Genomic DNA, 19,859 nt, shown 5'->3' with positions numbered 1-19,859 from the left:
GTGATGCACACCTGAATCGGAGATCCGTTGGACCCTTCTGTTGCATATGCAGGGTCCGCTAAAGCTTCATATTAATGAAATGGAGGTCATTGTTATGCTCAGCTTCAATTTCAAAAAGCAGGGAATGGCGGCGTTGCTGCTGCTTAGTCTGCTGCTCTCCTTATTGCCTGTGCCGACAGCCGTACTGGCCGTTGATTACAGCAGGGAGCAGGTTTCCTTGAACGGTGTATGGGATTTTTATCCCAACAATGGTACAACTGCGTCGAATATTACGGTTCCTTCCTATTGGGACGAGACGGATTTCGGGTATCCAGCTGCTTGGCAGACTCTCAACTTTGGCGTTTACAAAAGAAGCTTTACCGTTCCAAGCAGCATGAGCGGTAAAGAGATTTTTCTGAATCTGGACCGGATATCGGTGATCGGAAAGGTATTCGTAAATGGCGTTCAGGTGGGTGGTGAAACGACGGGTGGCTATGTGATGATGTCCCTGCCATATAAGCTGGATATTACCGCACTTGTGACTGCTGGCAGCAGCAACACACTCGAAATTCGGACTTGGGGGAAATATGCGCTCCCAGCTGATGCGGTAGACAGCGGAGGCAGATCGTTGTTTGTGTATGGCGTTGACGACCAGTCATGGGGACAGGGGCGGGGCATCTCCGGTGATGTATTCCTTACAGCCGCACCTAAGGTGTTTATTTCCGATACGTTTGTTACCCCGGATTTAAAAAAAAATACAGACCCTTCAGACGATACGATTACATTAAAAGTTACAGTAACCAACAGCACGAGCAGCAGCCAGACGGTTACTTTGAAAAATAACGCAACCTTAGTTGGCGGAAGTCTGGAAAAATCTTTTGCCGATCAGACGGTAACCATTGGTGCCAATTCGAGCCAGACGGTCAGCCTTACCGATGTGGCCTGGACAAACGCCAAATATTGGTGGACCGATGATCCGAAGCTGTACAATTTGAATTCTTCGCTTGTGCAGGGTGCCTTGACCATCGATTCGTACGTTACACGTTTTGGATTCAGACAGTTCAACGTAAATACGAATTATTTTCAGCTTAACGGAGTCAAAACGAATCTGAGAGGCGATGCGCTCCAGTTCGGCTGGCATGCATTCCATACGCACGGGCCGACTACCAGTGCTTCGCAGACGAATAAGGACGCTAATATTAAGCAGGTAAAGCTGTTGATGGATGAGTGGAAGAACACGAATATGAACGCTTTCCGTACTCATGTCGGCGGTGCCATCAAGGAGCTGTATGATTATGCCGATGAAATCGGCCTGCTGGTGATTGATGAGACTCCGTTATGGCAGCCGCATAACAGTATCACCACCCCGGCGAATACGTATTTGACGGAATGGGTGCAGCGCTGGATCAACAGCTATAAAAATCATCCGTCGGTCATTATGTGGAGCGGCAGCAATGAATGCTGGGATACGAATTGTGCCAGTGTCTACATGCCGACCATTAACAACGCGATCAGCTCTGTGGACAGCAGCAGACCAATCATGCACGATGGCAATAATGCCGCTGACGAGGATAACGTTCATTACACAGGCGGATATCCGGGTTCCTGGCTCAACAACGGCACGATGTACGGACTTTACACGAACGGTACGACCAAGCCGAAGGGCGAAGGAGAGTCCTATACACCGTCTCAGGGCTGGCCCTTGATGAATGCGGACGGTACATTGTCCAATACGACCGGAGGCAATAATTACGCGGATGCGAACATAGTCTCACAAGCTGTTCGCCATCGCGCGGTAGGGCGGATGACAAGAGCCATGAGGTATGCCGGTCTGGCGGATATTCGTTCCTATGCCAACTGGCGCTACTCCTATGAGGTACTTGAGGATACGCTGTATCCGATATGGGCTGACCCGACAGCTCCGGGTCTGAAGCCGACGATTATCGACCGTCCGATGTTCAATGTATTCGATACGAGCCGTCCATCCTTTATCAAATCGGATTCTTATGACTATTGGAAAAATACATTTGCGCCTGTCGCCGCCTTTGATAAGAACGGTGACAAGGATAACCGCATCGGAGTTAATTTGCCGCTGGTCAGCGCAGGCAGTGCCCAGTCGCGGACAATTGTTGTCTACAATGACGAGCAGCAGAATGGGACGGATGTGAACGTTGCCTGGGAGGCCGGGTATTTGAATCCTGCAGACAATTCGTACACGAGCTTTCAAACCGGCTCTTTCGTCAGCAGCGTGCCTTATGGCAGTAAGGCCGAGCAGGCGATTACTTTTACAGTGCCCACCGGTCTGACTGGCTCAAGGTGGCTGCAGTTGAAGCTGACGACCTCGAAGGGCAGCGTGACGAAGTTTCAGGAAACGAACACGATTGCCGCCATCAACAGCATCCCGGCACCGAAACTGTATACGGCTCCTGTTATCAATGCAGGTACGGTGAGTGAAGGCAATCAGGGTCAGCTGCGTAAAATCAAGCTGATCAACAAAGGCGGTGGCTTGAGCACGAACTGGACGGTCAGCGGTCAAGGTGGCTGGCTCAATCTGGTAACAGCCTCCGGCAATCTGCGCGGTGAGCAGGAAATCTTTTATACCATCGATACAACAGGACTGAACAGCAATACGAATTACAGCAAAACCTTGACCTTCACCGAGGCTGGAGGCACATCGGCCAGCGTGATCGTGTCCTTCAAGACCGGCAGCTTATTGAGTACACTTCCCACTCTAAGCGATAATTTCGAGTCCGGAACTGCTTCTGGATGGACACCGACAGCAGGTAACTGGAGCATCGTAACGGATGGAACCAAGGTATACCAGCAAAGCGACTCCACAGCAGTCGATACGCATGCACTGAACGGCAGCACGGTCTGGTCCAACTATGAAGTAAGCGCCAAAGTGAAAGCGGATGCTTTTGACAGTGGAGGCTATGCAGGTGTGGGCCTGGATGCGAGGTATCAGGATAGTAACAACTCGTACAGTTTTCAATATTATAAACAGACGGGACAAATTAAAATTCAAAAGAAGGTGGCGGGAACCATTACTTCCCTTGCAGCCAAAAGCTACACCTTCAATACGGGTACCTGGTATACGATGAAGGCCGTTATGAATGGCAGCAATCTGGAATTCTGGGTCAATGGCGTACTAGAGCTCACAGCGGTTGATAGCAGTCTGACAAGCGGGAAAATCGGCTTAAATGCCCATCGTGCAAATGTTAAATTCGATGATGTCAGCGTGCAAAGCCTGGTTCTGCTGAGCGAAAGCTTTGAATCGGGGACAGCGACAGGTTGGACAGCGACAACGGGAACGTGGGCTGTCGTAACGGATGGAACGAAGGTGTATCAGCAAAGCGATTCCACAGCCGCGGACACTCATTCATTAAATGGCAGCGCCACATGGACCAACTATGCCATAAGCGCCAAAGTCAAGGCAGACGTCTTTGATAGCGGGACCTTTGCCGGTATCGGCTTGGACGCAAGATATCAGGACAGCAACAATCTGTACAACTTCCAGTACTACAAGCAAAGCGGAGAAATCAAAATTCAGAAGAAGGTCGGAGGCACATGGACAACGCTGGTCTCCAAGAGCTATACCTTTAACACAGGTACCTGGTATACGATGAAGGCAGTCCTAAATGGAAGCACGCTGGAGTTCTGGGTTAACGGGACAAAGGAGCTTACAACCACTGATAGCAGCTTTTCGTCAGGGAAGGTAGGATTGAATGCCCATCGCGCCAATGCCAAATTTGATGATGTGACAGTTCAATAAGCATTTATCGTACGGCTTGATAAAATCTGCTTGAGCGCATGCTCAGGCGGATTTTTTTGTGATTTAATACGATAATCAGAACGTTACATGCCATACAAAATCTTAACCCATAATCTTAACAATTTCTTAACTTAAATATATAATCATATCATTATATAATCATATACAATTGAAAGGGAGTGTGAGAGAATGAATAGAAAAGTAACCCGTATTTACTTTCTTTGCTATCAAAACCGTTGTCGCAGCCAAATGGCTGAAGGCTTTTTAGAAAGGCTGGCGACGAAATTCGGCAAAAAGTGATTGACCTACTAAAGGGGATGAATATCCTCATCGCTTAAAAGGAGGATAAAGGCATGAATCAAATCGCAGAAATAGCGGATGTGCTCAAACTGCTTGGAGATAAGAACAGATTGACGATTGTCGCCCTACTTAATGAAAAAGAGTTATGTGTGTGCGAGATCGTGGATATTTTACAGACCAGTCAGCCGAATATCAGTCAGCACATGCGCAAATTGAAAGATGGTGGTCTTGTGAAAGAAACCAAAAGGGGTCAATGGGTTTATTATTCCCTAACGGTGCAAGACAAACCTTATATTGCTGAAATTCTTAAACAGCTTCCTTCACAAAAGGAGAAAATGGATTCGCTTGTTTGTGTAGAAAACGACTGCTGTACTTAACTCAGGAGGGTTTTATGGCTTACGCTGCTTTTCTTATTTTTGTAGTAACATTAGTTTTTGTGATCTGGCAGCCCAAGGGATTAAACATTGGTTGGTCTGCCATGGGTGGCGCGGTACTGGCCTTAATCTGCCAGGTAGTGAGCTTGGGAGATGTTCGGGATGTCACACTAATCGTCTGGAATGCAACGCTTGCTTTTGTAGCGATTATTCTGATTTCGCTGATTCTGGATGAGATCGGATTTTTCGAGTGGGCAGCACTTCACATGGCACTAATAGCGAAGGGCAACGGTACGATGATGTTTATCTATGTGATCCTGCTCGGGGCCGCGGTAGCTGCACTTTTCGCTAATGATGGTGCGGCGCTCATTTTAACTCCGATCGTGCTTGCCATGGTACGCGCGCTGAAGTTCGATGACCGGATGATCCTTCCCTTTATTATGGCGAGTGGATTTATTGCGGATACCACCTCCTTGCCTTTTGTTGTAAGTAATCTGGTCAATATCGTTTCTGCAGACTATTTCGGTATTGGATTCGTGGAGTATGCAAGCCGTATGATCGTTCCCAATTTCTTTTCTCTTGGGGCAAGTATTCTTGTTCTCTATCTATTCTTCCGAAAAAGCATTCCAAAGAATTATGATATTCAGCAGCTCAAACCACCCAGTGAAGCTATTAAAGACCTCCGATTATTTCGGTTATCCTGGGTGATCCTGGCGGTTCTTCTTGTGGCTTACCTGTTAAGCGAGTTTATAAAGGTCCCTGTTTCAATTATCGCGGGTATCGCGGCCCTATTCTTTATTCTGGCTGCACGCAGAAGCCACGCTATTGAAACGAAACGGATCATCAAGGAAGCTCCTTGGGCGGTAGTTGTATTTTCCATCGGTATGTATGTGGTAGTTTATGGTCTTCGCAATGTCGGACTGACAGATCAATTGGGTGCAATCATTCAGACTGTCGCGGATCAGGGTTTGTTCACGGCAACGATAGGTATGGGGTTCATCGCGGCGATATTATCTTCGATTATGAACAACATGCCCACGGTCATGATAGATGCTCTGGCTATTCAAGGAACGCATACAGAGTGGGTTATTCGCGAAGCTTTAATATATGCCAATGTGATCGGGTCTGATCTGGGTCCGAAAATCACGCCGATCGGATCACTGGCTACCCTATTATGGCTCCATGTCTTATCTCGAAAAGGTGTAGTTATTACATGGGGAGCTTATTTCAAAATCGGTATAGTGCTTACGATACCTACACTATTGATTACATTGACTGGCCTCTACTTGTGGCTGAAGTTGATATCATAAAAAATGAGGATGGGGATAGGACACATGGAAAAGAAACTTGTTTATTTTTTGTGCACAGGAAATTCTTGTCGAAGCCAGATTGCCGATGGATTTTTAAATGAATTAGGTAGTGAGCAATATGAAGTCAAAAGTGCGGGCTTAGAGGCTCATGGTCTTAATCCGCGTGCTGTTCAGGTCATGAATGAAGCTGGTGTGGACATTAGTAAAAACATATCCAAGGTCATTGAATCTGACTTATTAAACCGTGCTGATTATGTGATAACCTTGTGTGGACATGCAGATGAGCATTGTCCGGTGATTCCCAATAAAAACGTAGTGAAATGGCATTGGGGCTTTGATGATCCTGCCAAAGCGACAGGTACAGAAGAAGAAATCATGGATAAATTCCGTGAAGTTCGGGATGCGATCAAGTCGCGGATCGAGACGTTCGTAGCCGAAGGAAAGTAAGAATATTAGAAAGTAGGTTTAGACGGAAAAAGCTAGAACCCTCTATCATCATGGAGGGTTCTTTTTTGTTTAGGATATGAGGTTTAATAAGTGGGCACCTGTGAGCGGAATGCATGCTCCAGTTTTCTCCAGAATAGATGTTGAGCAGGACCAATCAGCTTTTTCTTATGCTTCACAGCGTAAATATATCGTTTGGGCAACCAGTATGGGATCGGTTTTACGACTAGACTACCTTCCTGTTCTTCTGCTTTAACAGATGTTTCTGAAACCATTCCATAACCGATTCCATGACGTACTGCCGCTTTTAATGCCTCTGAGCTGGACACCTCCATGACAATATCCAATACGATGTCTTGCTGCTGCACCCAATCATTCACGAGCTTCCTGCTAATCGATCCTTCCTCGTGAGATACGAAGGGATAACCAGTAAGTTGATCCGGTGTAATTTCCTCTACAAGTGCAAGAGGGTGATCAGCAGCGAGGATAATGACCAGATCGTCCTTGACTAAAGGCTCGCTGATCAGATCGGGATCCTCCATATGTATGTGTGAAATGATACCAATATCGATTTCAAAGTTTTTCAGCTGCTCCAGAATGTAAGGTGCCGGCCTGACATCAAGATACAAGCTGAGATCGGGATAAGTCTGTCGCCATTCACGCAGCAGCGGGGGAATCATATAAGTAGCAGGCGTATGTGTGCTGCCGATGGATAACCGCCCGGCCTTCATTCCTTTATGTTCATCCATCAGACTATGTATTTCCACAGAGAGGGCGTTTACCTGTAAAGCATAATGATATAGATCTTTACCTGCTTCCGTCAGCTTGATGACATGGTAAGATTTGGTTTTGAACAAAGATACCCCCAGATCGTCCTGTAGTTTATTTAAATGAAAAGTAACAGTAGGCTGTGTAATTTGCAACTTCTCGGCCACCAGGTACAGTTTTTGCAAATCAACAGCGAGCACGAATACTTTTAATTGCTGCAAATTCATTAATTAACCTCTTTTCTTATATAAGCTATCATTCATATTATCTATTTTATCAAAAATATCATTAATATTATTTAATTTTGTGTTAACACGCAGCTAACCCTCTGATGAATATGGTCGCTTACACTTAAGTAACAGGGTCCAGGACGGATACCTGAAACAAGGGAGGTACATATGAACAGGAATTGGATGCGAATGGCTCTGGGAATGAGTGTAGCTGTGGGAATGCTGCTGACAGGCTGTGGAACGGAAGTTTCGTCGTCTTTGGCAGGCAAAGGAGCGGAAGTTTCGTCTCAGAGCGAGCCCAAGCCGGCTGAAGACACTGGCAAAACGATTTACTTGTACGGCAATGATTTTGTCGACCTGGTAGCGCCTAAATTTACGAGTGAAACAGGATTCAAAATGGAAGCCGTTCATTATGGCGGTGGAGAAGCTTTGGCAAAAATTGAGGCAGAGCAAGGTAATCCGCAGTGGGACGTACTGATGATGGATGGGCATGGATCGGTGCGCAGTCTGGCTGACCGTGACTTTCTGATGAAGGGCTGGAAGCCTGCCAATCTCTCTAAGCTAAGCGAGTATGGCACTTCACTCGTGCCGAAGGACTACGCCTATTATCCGGTAGGTATTCATGCTGCTGCGGTCATTGCTTACAATACGAAGCTGGTACCAGCCGATAAAGCCCCCAAAACCTGGGAGCAATTTTTTGCTTATTCAGGTCCTGTTGGACATGCTGATCCTGCGGTGGCAGCACCTGCCTACCCCTTAGTTTCTGCCTTCTTCCAGAAGTGGGGAGTGGAGGAAACGAAAAAGAAATACAAGCAGCGGTTTGAAGCTGGTATGCGGGTTTATCCCAAAAATGGACCGGTCGGGAAAGCTTTGGTGAGTGGTGAGATTCATGTGGCTGCGCTGCAGGAGCACAATGCTTATGAATTAAAGCTGGCGGGCGAGCCTGTAGAAGTGATCTGGCCGGATGAAGGTGCACCCGGAAGTCTCCGCGTTATCGCCATAAGTAAAAAAACAAAAAATTCGGCTGCGGCCCAAGCCTTCGTCGAATATATGATGAAGCCGGAAATGCAAGCGATGTTAACGTCCCTGCCTTCTACAGAAAGCTTGTTCACTCCATTGGCTCAAGGTGTGCAGATGCGTAAGGAACGTAGACAGGACGGCAGCTTTCTGCTGCCACCAGCGGAATGGGCAGCTCAACAGGAAGCACCGATAAAAACTTGGTTTGCTGATCAGAATGTTAAATAAGGGGAAATGGAAATGAATTCATCGGAGGCTCGCTGGGGAGGAGGGGTTACCCTTCTTCTGTTCATTCTGATCTTTTTACCGCTGGTTGCCGTCTTGGCGAATGTCGTTATCCCTGGGATTTTCTTCGGACGAGTGGAGTTCCAGGGCTTGAATCTGCTGGGTGATATCTTCGTACGTCCGTTATGGCGCCAATCGCTATGGAACTCTGTATCGCTGGCTTTTGGAGTGGCAACGCTTGGTACTGTTCTTGGTGGCGCTCTTGCGATGATACGGGCGCAGTGGGACTTTACAGTCGGTCGATTGCTGGATGTAACGGCCTGGGCGTTGTTGATTGTTCCTTCCTTCATGCTGGCTCAAGGCTGGGTACTGTTTGCCAGCCGGGACGGCCTGATGAATCAATGGCTGGGGTGGGAGTGGCTGACAACCGCCGTTTTCCAGCCATCAGGTCTGGTTGTGGTAATGGCGCTTAGCAAATTTCCATTGGCCTATTTGGCGATTGTGGCAGCGATGGAATGGAACGTCAAACAATTCGGACAGGCAGCGCAGCTGTGTGGGGCAGGACCGTTCACCGTCTGGAGGACGGTACAGCTGCCGCTGCTGGCGCCATCCTTCATAGCAGGCTGGACGCTTGTATTTATGGACACCGTCGGCGATTTCGGTCTGCCTGCTGCTTTATCTACGGTATACAAATTTCCGACGCTGACGTATTCGATATATTCGGCAATCTATCAATCACCTGTGCGTTTTGATATGGCTGGAGTACTAGCCTTTTACCTGGTGTTGATCCTGACCGTGGCCATGGCCCTGCTGATGCTGGCGATGCGGCGCTCGCGGTTTGACTTCTTGAATGCCCGGGCAATCAAGACCATAAAGCGCAAGCCCCGTCATGCCTGGGTGCTCAATACGATAGTAGGCGTTTTTCTGCTCATTTGTCTGGGGATTCCGATCGGGACCAGTACCTTATTCTCTTTCATGAGGCATGCTGGTGAAGGATTGTCCATTGGGAATTTGACATTGGAGCACTACTTTTCACTATTCGGGCAAAATGGAGGAGACCATCGATTATTGGGCTACAAAGAGGGATTGCTGCATTCTCTCCTCATAGCGGCGATTGCGGCGGTGCTCAGCATGATCATCGGTTTTGTTGTTGCTTATGTGCTCGCATTCACAGAATCTCGCTTTAAGTCGGCCATACAGCTGTTTTCCATTGTATCGCTGGCTGTACCGGGTGTCGTCCTTGGTATTGGGTATATTTTCATCTGGAATCAAAAGTGGCTGGAGCCCATAGGCTTGCATTTGTACGGCTCACCTTCATTATTGGTACTATCAGCTGTTGCCGGCTCGATTCCTTATGCAGTAAGGATGCAGCTGGGAGCGTTCGCATCCGTGTCCGGTTCCATGCTCAAAGCTGCGTCTATTCAGGGAGCGGGGGTGTTCGACCGCATGACACAGATCGTAATGCCGCTCGTTCGCCAATCGCTGCTGATCGCGACTCTGACAGCTTTTGGAACAAGTATTTTCGATCTGGCGCTCGCGTCTATGCTGCAGCCGCCCAATTATGTTCTAATGCCCCTAGTCATTGATCGGGCCTTTGAATTCGGCCGCTATGGCTATGCAACGGCTGCAACAGTCGTTAGTGGAGGGATGGTTGTGCTGCTGATTGTGGTACTGCAGGCAGCTGGCAACTGGATATTTCGCCGAATGGACGGCGACCGTCGGTAATGGGTAGTTGAATTAAAATCGAAATTATACAGGGAGGTTGTCATTTTGAGTTTTGTCTTGCAGTTGAGGGGCGTTGCCAAAGCTTTTGGAGCACAGCAAGTACTTCATCCTATTTCCTTTCAGCTGAAGCAAGGAGAGCGGGTATGTATTCTCGGGCCATCGGGCTGCGGCAAGTCCACGCTTCTTCAAATTGTGGCTGGTTTGCTGCGTGCCGACAGCGGTGAGGTAGAAATGGATGGAAGAATGGTAGAAAATGGAGCCCAGTACGTACCGCCAGAGAAACGACCTCTTAATATGGTTTTTCAGGACTATGCATTATGGCCGCACATGTCGGTGCGGGAAAATATTGAATACGGCATGAAACGCAGGAAGGTAGATCTCGGGGCCCGCAAGGAACGGCTTACCCAATTGCAAGCACTTCTTCAGCTCGAAGGGCTTCTGGAACGGCTGCCTGCTCAGTTGTCTGGGGGACAGCAGCAGCGTGTTGGCATCGCCAGAGCGCTGGCAACAGAGCCAAAGGTATTGCTGATGGACGAGCCTTTGTCTAATCTTGATGTTAAGCTTCGAACCGATATGCGCAATGAATTGGCTAATTTACTGGGTAATCTATCAATTGCGACTCTGTATGTGACACATGATATGATGGAAGCCTTCACCTTGGCGGATCGCATTCTTGTGCTTCGTGAAGGTCGAATCGATCAATTGGCTGCGCCTCAGGAACTGTTTGAACGTCCCGCAACCCCGTGGGTAGCCCGCCTGATGGGTTACCATAACAGGCTGCAGGTCCGTTTTACGAAGGAGCAAGCAGGGTCGGTCATGCTGCAGGATAAGCCGATCAACGGTCAATTGATGACACCTGGATCAGACGGGAAAGCAGCCGTCATTATGCTGCAGGCCGAATCTCTGGTCATTCGCAATCGTACGGATTATGAAGAAACTAACCATATTGAGGTTACGGTTCGTCAGTCGATTTATGAGGGTGCCCGTTGGAGGCTGATCACGGAAACGGCTGATAACCAGGCTTTGCATGTATTTAATGAAGGGAGGATCGAGCCGGGGAGCGTATTGAACGTGTTTCTCCCTCCTGAACGAACGATGATTTACGCCGATAGCCCCAGCGATGCTGATGATTAGGGTGCTGGCAGTCTCGGATATTCATGGTTACGGACATTTGCTGGAAAGATTGCTGGAGCATGCTGGCTATGATGCTTGTAAAGACCGTTTATTTTTGTTGGGAGATTATGTAAATAAAGGCCCCGACTCGCTAGGTACGTTAAGTCTCGTCCGTAAGCTGACCCAAGCCGGAGCACTTGCGATTCAAGGCAACAATGAACGCAAATGGCTTCGTTCTGCTTCTTTGTCTGCTCACGATGGTTCGGACGGGATTGGGGGATATGCTGAGTTTTTGAGCAATTTGCCGCTTTGGGCGGAATATGAACCATTTCTTTTTGTACATGCGGGACTACGTCCTGGAGTTCCGATGATTGATCAGACCGCTGAGGATTTAACGGAAATCAGGGAGCTGTTCCATGCAAGCTCGCCTGAGGCTGGCAGGATTGTCGTATTTGGTCATACCTCGACCTTCCGGTTTGGCCTCAGTCCTGAGCGGGTCTGGTTGGGGAACGGCAAGATCGGTATCGACACCGGAGCTGGACATGGTTATTTTGTTAGCTTGGTTGACCTGACCAATGGCATTCAGTGGTACATATCCGTGAAGCAGCCCCAAATCATTGAAGTTGCCTTGCTGAGCCAATGAACGGAAGTGCCTTCCCTTAAATCCAATACGATTGTCTGATCTTATGAATAAAAGGCGCTTTATAATGCGCTGCATATATGCATAACCATCACAACCGGAAATGCACCCTTACGATTAACATTGAACCTACCCATTTGGGAAGCCAATGAGTTTCGAGGGGTGCATTTTCAACTTTACTCCACGATATATCCAATAATATACAGTAGATATGGATTACTTTTTAATATATGTTACTTGGGATATAGCTTCGAAAATAAAGTACATAAACTTGTTAATGATTTACTCCGTTTTACGTATTAACCTGTGTAACATTTAACAAACAAATTGCGCAATTTGTTTAACACTTTATTTTTATAAAAAAAACGAAGGGAGGAAGTGCAGTTGGAGATGGCCCCAGCGAACACAGCAGTCTACCAAAACCAAAAAAGTCATATCCAGGTAGGCCTCATGCCTACCGAACAATTCACTCAAATCTATGATCTGTATTATAGACGAGTTTATAAATATATTTGCTATCGAATTAATAACCACTATGCGGCAGAGGACATATGCAGTCATGTGTTTGAGGTTGTCATTTCAAAATACGACAGCTTCTCATCGGAAAAATCCAAATTTGAGGTATGGTTGTTTGCAATTGCGAGAAACGCCGTGACGGATTACTTCCGCTCACAGAAAAAAAGAGCTTTTTTTTCACTCGATTCGATTTTGGATAGGGTTGTATCCAAGTCGTCTCCAGAAGAGATCGTCATTCGGGATGACAATAATCGAGCATTATTTACGGCACTTGCTAAGCTGAGTGACAAGGAACGTCATATTATTGCCATGAAGTACGCGGCGGGTCTAAAAAACTCGGAAATTGCAGACTTATTAGGTGTAAGTGATTCCAATATTGGCGTTGTGCTCTATAGAAGCTTAAAAAAACTTCATAAAGTATTACATATAGGAGGTTTCACCTATGACTAAAAAACAGGATATAGAGGAATTTAGCAATTTGACCAACCTGCTTGCTGATACACAAATAGAGGTTAACCCCTATAAAGACCGTATTTTCAATCGTTTAAAATATAAGCTGGAAACAGGAACAATTCAACACAATGATATAACAAAGGATGGTATTTATATGAAGCAGAGCAAGTGGAAATCTATCGTTGTCATTGCAGGTGCTATGATTTGTTTATGTGGTGTATTTTCGACGACATCCTATGCGCAGGAAATGCTTCAATCGATATTGGCACGTTTTCAAGTTGGAAATATGGAAATCACACAATATGACAAAGAGCTGCCCAAACCGGAATTAAACCGTACAGCCGACAAAGCACAAGCGAACGAATCAAGACCAATCCAGAGAGAAATGCCCAAGCACATGACGTTGGAAGAAGTTCGTGCAGCTACGGGAATCAACTTTCCAGCTCCCAAATGGTTGTCAGATCATTATGAATTCAAAAACAGTGTAGTCCATGGCACCCAGATGGTTGAGCTGCAATATGAAAAAACGGGAGAGTTTATTTCCTTGTTGATATCAAGTAATACCAAGAACGGTATCAGCACCCAAGATGAGGTTAAAACCGAAACCATTGGCGGAAAAACAGTCTATTTTGCCAATGGCATCGTGCTATGGGAGCATGAAGGCTTCACCTGCGAATTGTATCAAATGGCAGACAACAATTTTGATGTGGATACCATCGGTAAAATCATTAATTCATTGGGAAAATGATTTCCACTTCGTTCGATACTTGTTCGCCAAATAATAAAGGAGCTGCCTGAGCAGCTCCTTTGCTTCATTTATGTGACTAAAACCCTTAAACCCCGCGCTTATTTCCCCAAATCCAGGCATGCAGCTGTGGTAAAACCCTCACTTTTTTAAAATCAGTTGAAGCCATCACAGTTTGTATCAGCCAAACATATCGTTCCATTAGTTGCTGCTGCAGCACATCCTGGTTGATCTCGCTAACATCGTGATTTCCTACTTGTAAATATAAATCAACATGCGGATAACGGCGATGGACAGTCCGTGCGTAGTCCAAATCAACATCGTCGAAGATAACGACCTTCAAACTGAATTTTTTTTGTCCTATGGTTAATTTCTCCACAATAGGATCCAATTGAGTCCAGTCCGTGATCATTGTGGAGCTTGGAGGCTTAGGTGACAGCGTTAATTCGTCAACATCCATAAACCAATCCTGCCAACGACTTCCTTGTGTCTCCAGGGCAATCTCGATTCCCCGCGCATGAAGAACCTCGATTAATTCGCCCAGCTGTTTGATCAGGGCCGGATTACCGCCAGATATGGTGACGTGACTACAGGTAGCTGTACCTAATTCATCGAGCTCTTGTTCAATCTCTCGTGCTGACATCCATCGAATGTCCTGTTTAGCAGAGCCATCCCAAGTAAAGGAAGAATCACACCATGAACAAGAATAGTCGCAGCCCGCTGTACGAACAAACATCGTCTTTTGCCCAATGACCATTCCCTCACCTTGTATGGTAGGACCAAATATTTCAAGAACGGGTATGCCTTTAGCATTCATAGGATACGCCTGCCTTCGGACGGAATATGACATAGCTTGTAGGTGTCTCCCGCAAAAACACTTGAATACAGGCAGGGCGGTTCGCGGTTGTATCCAAATATTCTTGTACAAGATTACATATGGTTCTCGCTATGATTTCACTTGTTGGAAATCTCGAGGCATCATGCTGATCAAATTGACTGTCGTTGTTGAGCAGCGTATGATCGAAACGGTCGTGTATGAGCTTCTTAATTAATGAAAAATTGACAAGGAAACCTGTTTCGTCCAGTTCATTACCAGCTATCGTAATATTGGCAAAATAAGTGTGCCCATGCATTTGTGAGCATTGTCCAGCAGCTTCCGCGGGTATATAATGGGCCGCTGCAAAGTGGAAGTCTTTATTAAGTTCAAATTGGAAGGGATGGGTGACTGAGGGATATATTTGTTGTATCATCACAATACCCGATCATTTCTTAATGACAGGTAATCATCAAGTCCACGTTGGCGAAGGCGGCATGCTGGACATTCCCCACAGCCCTCCGCGATAATTCCATTGTAACAAGTAAGTGTTTGGCTGCGGACATAATCAAAAGCACCCAGTTCGTCTGATAACGCCCACGTTTCTGCTTTATTTAACCACATTAATGGTGTTTCAATAACAAAAGGGTAATCCATAGACAAATTCAAGGTGACATTGAGCGATTTAATAAATATATCTCGGCAATCGGGGTAACCGCTGAAATCCGTCTCACAGACACCGGTAATAATATGCCGCGCGCCCACCTGCTTGGCTAAAACCGCCGCAAAGGAGAGGAATAAATGGTTCCTGCCGTCTACAAACGTATTGGGGAGCTTCCCGTCTTCTTCTTGGATATCGATATCGTCCCGTGTCAAAGCACTCGGAGCCAGCTGATTCAATAATGACATATCCAGAATATGATGCTTGATACCCAGATCCTGAGCGATATTAGCCGCACATTCCAACTCCAGCTTGTGGCGCTGTCCGTAATTAAACGTAACCGCTTCTACCTCGCTGTATCGGGCTTTAGCCCAAAATAAGCAGGTGGTACTATCTTGTCCGCCGCTAAAGACTACTATGGCTTTTTCTTTTTTCATTAGTCGTATTCCTCTCTTTTCTACAAAATTGAGATAAAAAGAGAGATTCAAAAATAACTATACAAACAAAGATCATAACTAATATCAGCATTGGATATCAGTTCTTTAGTTTTTTATAGAGGGAGTTTTCGAACCTCTCTTGCCTCTGTCAGACAAGCAAACGCACGTGCAGAATAACGAATGGACATCCGTTTTCATTCATTACTATACCACAGGTATTGATTTGTATCGAGTCGAGAGTTAATCTAGCATAAGCAGATTGTTTATTTGGTAACCTACAATTAATGGAGGAATTCTAACTATGAGTACACAACAAGATGGCATACAACCGGAATTTGGAAGAAAAGAAAGCGAGCTGAAAGGTGTAAGCTTGTTAGGTAATCAAAATGTTGAATACCCGAATAGCTACAACCCCGGCATCCTCGAAACCTTTGTGAACAAACACCAGGAAAATGATTACTTCGTGAAATTCAACTGTCCCGAATTTACAAGCCTTTGTCCGATGACAGGCCAGCCTGACTTTGCCACCATCTACATCCAATATATGCCTGATGTTGATATGGTCGAAAGCAAATCGCTCAAGCTGTATTTGTTCAGCTTCAGAAACCACGGCGACTTTCATGAAGACTGCGTTAATATCATCATGAAAGATCTGATCCGATTAATGAACCCCAAATATATTCAGGTGTGGGCAAAATTTACACCACGAGGTGGCATTAGCATCGATCCTTTCGCCAACTATGGCCGTCCAGGAACCGAATATGCCAAAATGGCCAAAGATCGCTTGTTCGCTCATGACATGTACCCTGAAAATATCAACAATCGCGGCTAATTCGAGTGCAAGCTTAACTCGTGATTGACCTTGATATCAAAAGGAGAAAGACGATGCATGATATTACAATTATTGGGGCAGGGGTAAGCGGAATTTTTGCTGCCCATACCTTATTGCAGGGGAACTTGCGTGTTTTGATGATTGACAAAGGGAAGCGGCTGGAGGAACGAGATTGTCCTTTGGAACGCGGAGAAGAAAGCTGTCATTGTGTTTCCTGTGCAAAATACATCGGCTTTGGCGGATTAGGTAAATCCGAAGGGAAATATAACTATACGAACGATTTTGGTGGCGAGCTGGAGTCCAAGGTAGGATATGACTATGCATTGAAGCTCATGGAGGAGGTAGATCATGTGCTGTGCCGATTTGGTGGACACCAGGTGGGGATGTATAGCACAGAAAATCCCTCCCTTGTTCAAAAGGCCAAAAAAGCTGGTTTTGAGGTTCTATCCACGAAAGTCCGTCATTTGGGAACGCGTCTGTCGGAATCCGTGCTGCAACAAATGTTCGTTGCGCTGAACAGCCGAATGGATTTTAAATTTGATACCGAAGTAGCGTTGATTCGTAAAGGAACAGACGGCTTTGAGTTGGATATATCAGGGGAACCCCCCATTTATTCAAAAAAAGTCATTATCGCCACGGGTCGCAGTGGTAACGACTGGTTGTCTGATCAATGTGTTTCCTTAGGTATCCCTCAGAACCATACGAGAGTGGATCTTGGCATTCGTGTAGAGATGCCGGCCAACCAGCTCGATCCTATACTCCAGGGATCATTTGAAACCAAGCTGCAATATCGGGGGGTTGGCTTTCATGCCACCACGTATTGTATGAATCCGAAGGGAAGAATCATTCGTAAATTTCAGGACGGACTTGTCATGGCAGACGGGCAGAATTACCGGGAACAAGATGAGGGCTCCTCTAATCTGAATTTTACTTTGTTTGTTCCACGGTACTTTTCAACCCTGCAGGAAGCCAACCAATATGCTCATTCGATTATTGGGGCTATTAATCACAATAGGGACCGCATATTGGTGCAGCGCTTGGGAGATTTGAAGAATGATAGGGCAACCTTTGCTTCTACGATGTCTCGCAATACAGTCAAGCCGACGTTATCTGTAGACTATGGCAGCTTGAAGCAGGAGGTTCCGGAGCTTTATATTCAAGCTGTGGTTTTATTCCTTGAGTCTTTGGAAAGGCTATTAGAAAAACCAATTGATGAGGATACGCTTCTGTATGCGATAGATGGGAAGTTCTATTCGCCGAGAATAGAGACGGATACCCATTTTGAGACGGAGGTTCGTGATTTATACGTGATAGGTGATTGCTCCGGAATAACACATTCATTATCTCAAGCAGCTGCAAGCGGAATCTATGTCGGCAGAAAGCTTATTCAATATCAGGAGTAACTGACAGTAAATGAATAAGGCTACTTCTTATTACTTGCTATAATTCCCCCGACTCCGACCCAATGGCAACACCTATTCCAATACCAAGTGCAAGGTTGTGAATGACAGATTTATTAGTTGTATTTAACCTAAAAACTAGCGAGGCAGGCACAGCTGGAACTTGAGTAGAAGTCTCGCACAAAGATTACATAATATTTATTATGTAATCTTTTTTCATCCATTGTCCTCATTATAGACATAATGTCTCCGTACCGTTTATACTTTAGCTACTTAAAATTCGAGGAAGGTGCTTATGAGGGGGAGACGGTTCAACCGCATTACAACCCAGTTCAATGATTTTTTCCATAGTCTACCATTTAAACAAAGAATCCTGATTTCCTTCGTCATCTTGATCACATTGGCTATTAGCGCGGCAGGAACGATTTCATATTTGATCGCATCCAAGGAAATTCAGAACAATGCGTTTGAATCGAGCCAGGAAACCGTCAATAAGACCGCGCAAATCATGGATACCCGATTGAAAAATATTTCTACATCGATTCAATCGCTGATGTTCAGCGATGCTTTCGAACAAATGCTGCGAGATGTTCAGAATAACGATTTTCTCAATTATTATAAGCATTTATCCGCATTGCAGTTTGTATTTTCCCAAATCAGCTATAACGAGCCTTTGATTCAAAATGTATTGATAGCGACGCCAATCGGTGATTTTTATTCAACATCCGAGAATCGGAACCCAGCACAATCATTTTACGATTCCGACTTGTATGATAAGATCAAAAATAGCCCTAAAGGCGTTTGGTATAAAGGACATGCCGATCTCTTTTTTTCAGGAAACCAGCGTGTGCTCTCTTTTGTTACTAAAGGGATGCATGAACGTGTGTCCAGTGACCCGCTGAATGTATTCGTTGTCGTGAATATTAAGGAAAGAGAGTTTGTTCGCTTAATTAACCAAAAATCGCCAAGTAAGGACCGTAATTATGTATTAGTTGATGCCAAAGGCGAGGACGTGATTCAAGACGATATCCCGAACACTTACCAATTCAACCAGGATGCCTTGTTTTTACAGCAAATGAGGTCTGGGCTGCAGGGTTCTTTTTTTCATGAATTCCATAATGCCGATTATTTGGTTAACTATACGAAGCTGGAAATTGCCGATGATTGGGTTCTCATAGGTACACAGTCCAAGGATCTGCTGCTGCAGCAGGTGAACGGTATTAAGCGGACGACCTTATATATCATTGTGGGCTTCGTGCTGACATCCTGGCTGTTGTCTAATTACTTGACGGCTTTGCTCTTGAGACCTTTGTTTAAGCTGCAGGGGTTGATGAGAAAGGTCGAGGACAACCAGCTCTCGGTTCGTTTTGAAAGCCGCTATACAGATGAAGTGGCTCAGGTCGGATTTCAATTCAACCGGATGCTGGATGAGATCAATCAATTGATTGGTAACGTCAAATTCAGCGAGCAGGAGAAACGAAAGGCAGAGATCAAAGCTTTAACAGCTCAGATGGAGCCTCATTTTTTGTACAATACGTTAAATGCGATTTATTGCAAGTCGGTTTTGGGAGAAAACAACGACGTGAATGAGCTGATTCTGGCCTTATCTCAAATGTTTCAGTTGGGCTTGAGCGGCGGCAAGGATATGATGACTCTGGAGGATGAATTATCGCATGTCAAGCAATATTGTGCCATTCAGCAGAAATGCTATGAAGGTTTGTTTGAGTACGAGTTGATTGTTGAGGATGATCAGTTGCTCGCCTATTATGTACCCAAAATTGTGCTTCAACCACTGGTTGAGAACAGTATTTTACATGGGTTTAAGGACAAAGCTTCCGAAGGCAGGATCCGCATACAGATCTCAGAGGACGATCAGATGCTGCATCTCCTGGTTGAAGACAACGGCACAGGTATTGATATGGATAAGGTCAAGCAAGGAATGGCAGCTGGTGGCAATACCAAAAAAGGCTATGCGTTACGAAATATTAGGAATCGGCTGCAGCTGTACTATGGGAATGAGAGTCGCATGAAGCTGACGAATAATGACAAGAACGGAACTACAGTAGCTTTGTGGATTCCGATGAATAAAGGAGACCATGAATAA

18 protein-coding genes and 1 riboswitch are annotated in these 19,859 nt (G+C 45.7%); of the genes, 14 read left to right on the top strand and 4 right to left on the bottom strand.

Annotation, left to right across the window (positions count from 1 at the left end):
- Positions 1-46 precede the first annotated feature (46 nt).
- The 5 genes from BK127_RS24470 (at position 47) to arsC (ending at position 6,182) form a co-directional block, all read left to right on the top strand.
- A complete protein-coding gene (locus tag BK127_RS24470) occupies positions 47-3,751 on the top strand; it encodes a glycoside hydrolase family 2 (protein ID WP_076234142.1) in 3,705 nt (1,234 codons plus the stop codon).
- Positions 3,752-3,940: 189 nt separating this feature from the next.
- The gene (locus BK127_RS45710; protein WP_076234141.1) at positions 3,941-4,051 is read left to right on the top strand and encodes an arsenate reductase/protein-tyrosine-phosphatase family protein; all 111 of its coding nucleotides are present in this window, start codon (positions 3,941-3,943) and stop codon (positions 4,049-4,051) included.
- Positions 4,052-4,104: 53 nt separating this feature from the next.
- The gene (locus tag BK127_RS24460; protein ID WP_076234140.1) at positions 4,105-4,428 is read left to right on the top strand and encodes an ArsR/SmtB family transcription factor; all 324 of its coding nucleotides are present in this window, start codon (positions 4,105-4,107) and stop codon (positions 4,426-4,428) included.
- Positions 4,429-4,442: 14 nt separating this feature from the next.
- Positions 4,443-5,735, top strand: coding sequence for an arsenic transporter (locus tag BK127_RS24455; protein ID WP_076234139.1), 1,293 nt, complete (start codon positions 4,443-4,445; stop codon positions 5,733-5,735).
- A gap of 24 nt (positions 5,736-5,759) precedes the next feature.
- Positions 5,760-6,182 (top strand): arsenate reductase (thioredoxin), encoded by a 423-nt coding sequence (gene arsC / locus BK127_RS24450; RefSeq protein WP_076234138.1) that lies wholly within the window; start codon positions 5,760-5,762, stop codon positions 6,180-6,182.
- An 83-nt stretch (positions 6,183-6,265) separates the two neighbouring features.
- On the opposite strand, the gene BK127_RS24445 is transcribed toward arsC, so the two are convergent.
- Entirely contained in the window at positions 6,266-7,174 is a 909-nt protein-coding gene (locus tag BK127_RS24445) for a LysR family transcriptional regulator (RefSeq protein WP_076234137.1), read from the bottom strand.
- A gap of 171 nt (positions 7,175-7,345) precedes the next feature.
- On the opposite strand from BK127_RS24445, the gene BK127_RS24440 reads away from it, so the two are divergent.
- The 6 genes from BK127_RS24440 to BK127_RS24415 all read left to right on the top strand — a co-directional run bounded on the left by BK127_RS24440 (position 7,346) and on the right by BK127_RS24415 (position 13,614).
- Positions 7,346-8,422, top strand: a complete 1,077-nt coding sequence (locus BK127_RS24440) for an ABC transporter substrate-binding protein (RefSeq protein WP_076234136.1) — start codon at positions 7,346-7,348, stop codon at positions 8,420-8,422.
- A 12-nt stretch (positions 8,423-8,434) separates the two neighbouring features.
- Positions 8,435-10,144, top strand: coding sequence for an ABC transporter permease (locus BK127_RS24435; protein WP_076234135.1), 1,710 nt, complete (start codon positions 8,435-8,437; stop codon positions 10,142-10,144).
- A 45-nt stretch (positions 10,145-10,189) separates the two neighbouring features.
- Positions 10,190-11,278 carry an ABC transporter ATP-binding protein gene (locus tag BK127_RS24430; protein ID WP_076234134.1) on the top strand — a complete coding sequence of 363 codons (1,089 nt, stop codon included), beginning with the start codon at positions 10,190-10,192 and terminating at the stop codon, positions 11,276-11,278.
- Entirely contained in the window at positions 11,265-11,900 is a 636-nt protein-coding gene (locus BK127_RS24425) for a metallophosphoesterase (RefSeq protein ID WP_256711427.1), read from the top strand. Before BK127_RS24430 ends, BK127_RS24425 begins: the two co-directional genes overlap by 14 nt.
- A gap of 387 nt (positions 11,901-12,287) precedes the next feature.
- The gene (locus tag BK127_RS24420; protein ID WP_076234204.1) at positions 12,288-12,863 is read left to right on the top strand and encodes a sigma-70 family RNA polymerase sigma factor; all 576 of its coding nucleotides are present in this window, start codon (positions 12,288-12,290) and stop codon (positions 12,861-12,863) included.
- On the top strand, positions 12,856-13,614 hold the full coding sequence (locus BK127_RS24415) for a hypothetical protein (protein WP_076234133.1): 759 nt from the start codon (positions 12,856-12,858) through the stop codon (positions 13,612-13,614). Before BK127_RS24420 ends, BK127_RS24415 begins: the two co-directional genes overlap by 8 nt.
- Before the next feature lie 85 nt (positions 13,615-13,699).
- On the opposite strand, the gene queE is transcribed toward BK127_RS24415, so the two are convergent.
- Genes queE through queC form a run of 3 tightly spaced genes read right to left on the bottom strand, consistent with a single transcriptional unit; the run spans position 13,700 to position 15,523 of the window.
- Complete coding sequence (gene queE, locus BK127_RS24410) at positions 13,700-14,428, bottom strand: 7-carboxy-7-deazaguanine synthase QueE (RefSeq protein ID WP_076234132.1); 729 nt, start codon at positions 14,426-14,428, stop codon at positions 13,700-13,702.
- Positions 14,418-14,861 (bottom strand): 6-carboxytetrahydropterin synthase QueD, encoded by a 444-nt coding sequence (gene queD / locus BK127_RS24405; protein WP_076234131.1) that lies wholly within the window; start codon positions 14,859-14,861, stop codon positions 14,418-14,420. Before queD ends, queE begins: the two co-directional genes overlap by 11 nt.
- Entirely contained in the window at positions 14,861-15,523 is a 663-nt protein-coding gene (queC, locus tag BK127_RS24400) for a 7-cyano-7-deazaguanine synthase QueC (RefSeq protein ID WP_076234130.1), read from the bottom strand. The genes queD and queC overlap by 1 nt, the downstream gene beginning before the upstream one ends.
- Before the next feature lie 99 nt (positions 15,524-15,622).
- Positions 15,623-15,666: riboswitch (PreQ1 riboswitch) on the bottom strand.
- A 158-nt stretch (positions 15,667-15,824) separates the two neighbouring features.
- Here queC and queF point away from each other — a divergent pair.
- The 3 genes from queF (at position 15,825) to BK127_RS24385 (ending at position 19,859) form a co-directional block, all read left to right on the top strand.
- Complete coding sequence (gene queF, locus BK127_RS24395; protein WP_076234129.1) at positions 15,825-16,355, top strand: preQ(1) synthase; 531 nt, start codon at positions 15,825-15,827, stop codon at positions 16,353-16,355.
- A 53-nt stretch (positions 16,356-16,408) separates the two neighbouring features.
- Complete coding sequence (locus tag BK127_RS24390; protein WP_076234128.1) at positions 16,409-17,758, top strand: NAD(P)/FAD-dependent oxidoreductase; 1,350 nt, start codon at positions 16,409-16,411, stop codon at positions 17,756-17,758.
- 292 nt (positions 17,759-18,050) lie between these two features.
- Complete coding sequence (locus BK127_RS24385; protein WP_076234127.1) at positions 18,051-19,859, top strand: cache domain-containing sensor histidine kinase; 1,809 nt, start codon at positions 18,051-18,053, stop codon at positions 19,857-19,859.

The sequence above is a fragment of the Paenibacillus sp. FSL H7-0331 genome, from assembly GCF_001956045.1.
Note: the sequence above shows the minus strand (reverse complement) of the source record. Positions and strands in the feature narration are given on the sequence as shown.

Bases quoted from the DNA above. Each gene is read 5' to 3' on its own strand.
- BK127_RS24470 (WP_076234142.1), top strand. From the start codon at position 47: ATGCAGGGTCCGCTAAAGCTTCATATTAATGAAATGGAGGTCATTGTT.
- BK127_RS45710 (WP_076234141.1), top strand. From the start codon at position 3,941: ATGAATAGAAAAGTAACCCGTATTTACTTTCTTTGCTATCAAAACCGT.
- BK127_RS24460 (WP_076234140.1), top strand. From the start codon at position 4,105: ATGAATCAAATCGCAGAAATAGCGGATGTGCTCAAACTGCTTGGAGAT.
- BK127_RS24455 (WP_076234139.1), top strand. From the start codon at position 4,443: ATGGCTTACGCTGCTTTTCTTATTTTTGTAGTAACATTAGTTTTTGTG.
- arsC (WP_076234138.1), top strand. From the start codon at position 5,760: ATGGAAAAGAAACTTGTTTATTTTTTGTGCACAGGAAATTCTTGTCGA.
- BK127_RS24445 (WP_076234137.1), bottom strand. From the start codon at position 7,174: ATGAATTTGCAGCAATTAAAAGTATTCGTGCTCGCTGTTGATTTGCAA.
- BK127_RS24440 (WP_076234136.1), top strand. From the start codon at position 7,346: ATGAACAGGAATTGGATGCGAATGGCTCTGGGAATGAGTGTAGCTGTG.
- BK127_RS24435 (WP_076234135.1), top strand. From the start codon at position 8,435: ATGAATTCATCGGAGGCTCGCTGGGGAGGAGGGGTTACCCTTCTTCTG.
- BK127_RS24425 (WP_256711427.1), top strand. From the start codon at position 11,265: ATGCTGATGATTAGGGTGCTGGCAGTCTCGGATATTCATGGTTACGGA.
- BK127_RS24420 (WP_076234204.1), top strand. From the start codon at position 12,288: ATGGCCCCAGCGAACACAGCAGTCTACCAAAACCAAAAAAGTCATATC.
- BK127_RS24415 (WP_076234133.1), top strand. From the start codon at position 12,856: ATGACTAAAAAACAGGATATAGAGGAATTTAGCAATTTGACCAACCTG.
- queE (WP_076234132.1), bottom strand. From the start codon at position 14,428: ATGAATGCTAAAGGCATACCCGTTCTTGAAATATTTGGTCCTACCATA.
- queD (WP_076234131.1), bottom strand. From the start codon at position 14,861: ATGATACAACAAATATATCCCTCAGTCACCCATCCCTTCCAATTTGAA.
- queC (WP_076234130.1), bottom strand. From the start codon at position 15,523: ATGAAAAAAGAAAAAGCCATAGTAGTCTTTAGCGGCGGACAAGATAGT.
- queF (WP_076234129.1), top strand. From the start codon at position 15,825: ATGAGTACACAACAAGATGGCATACAACCGGAATTTGGAAGAAAAGAA.
- BK127_RS24390 (WP_076234128.1), top strand. From the start codon at position 16,409: ATGCATGATATTACAATTATTGGGGCAGGGGTAAGCGGAATTTTTGCT.
- BK127_RS24385 (WP_076234127.1), top strand. From the start codon at position 18,051: ATGAGGGGGAGACGGTTCAACCGCATTACAACCCAGTTCAATGATTTT.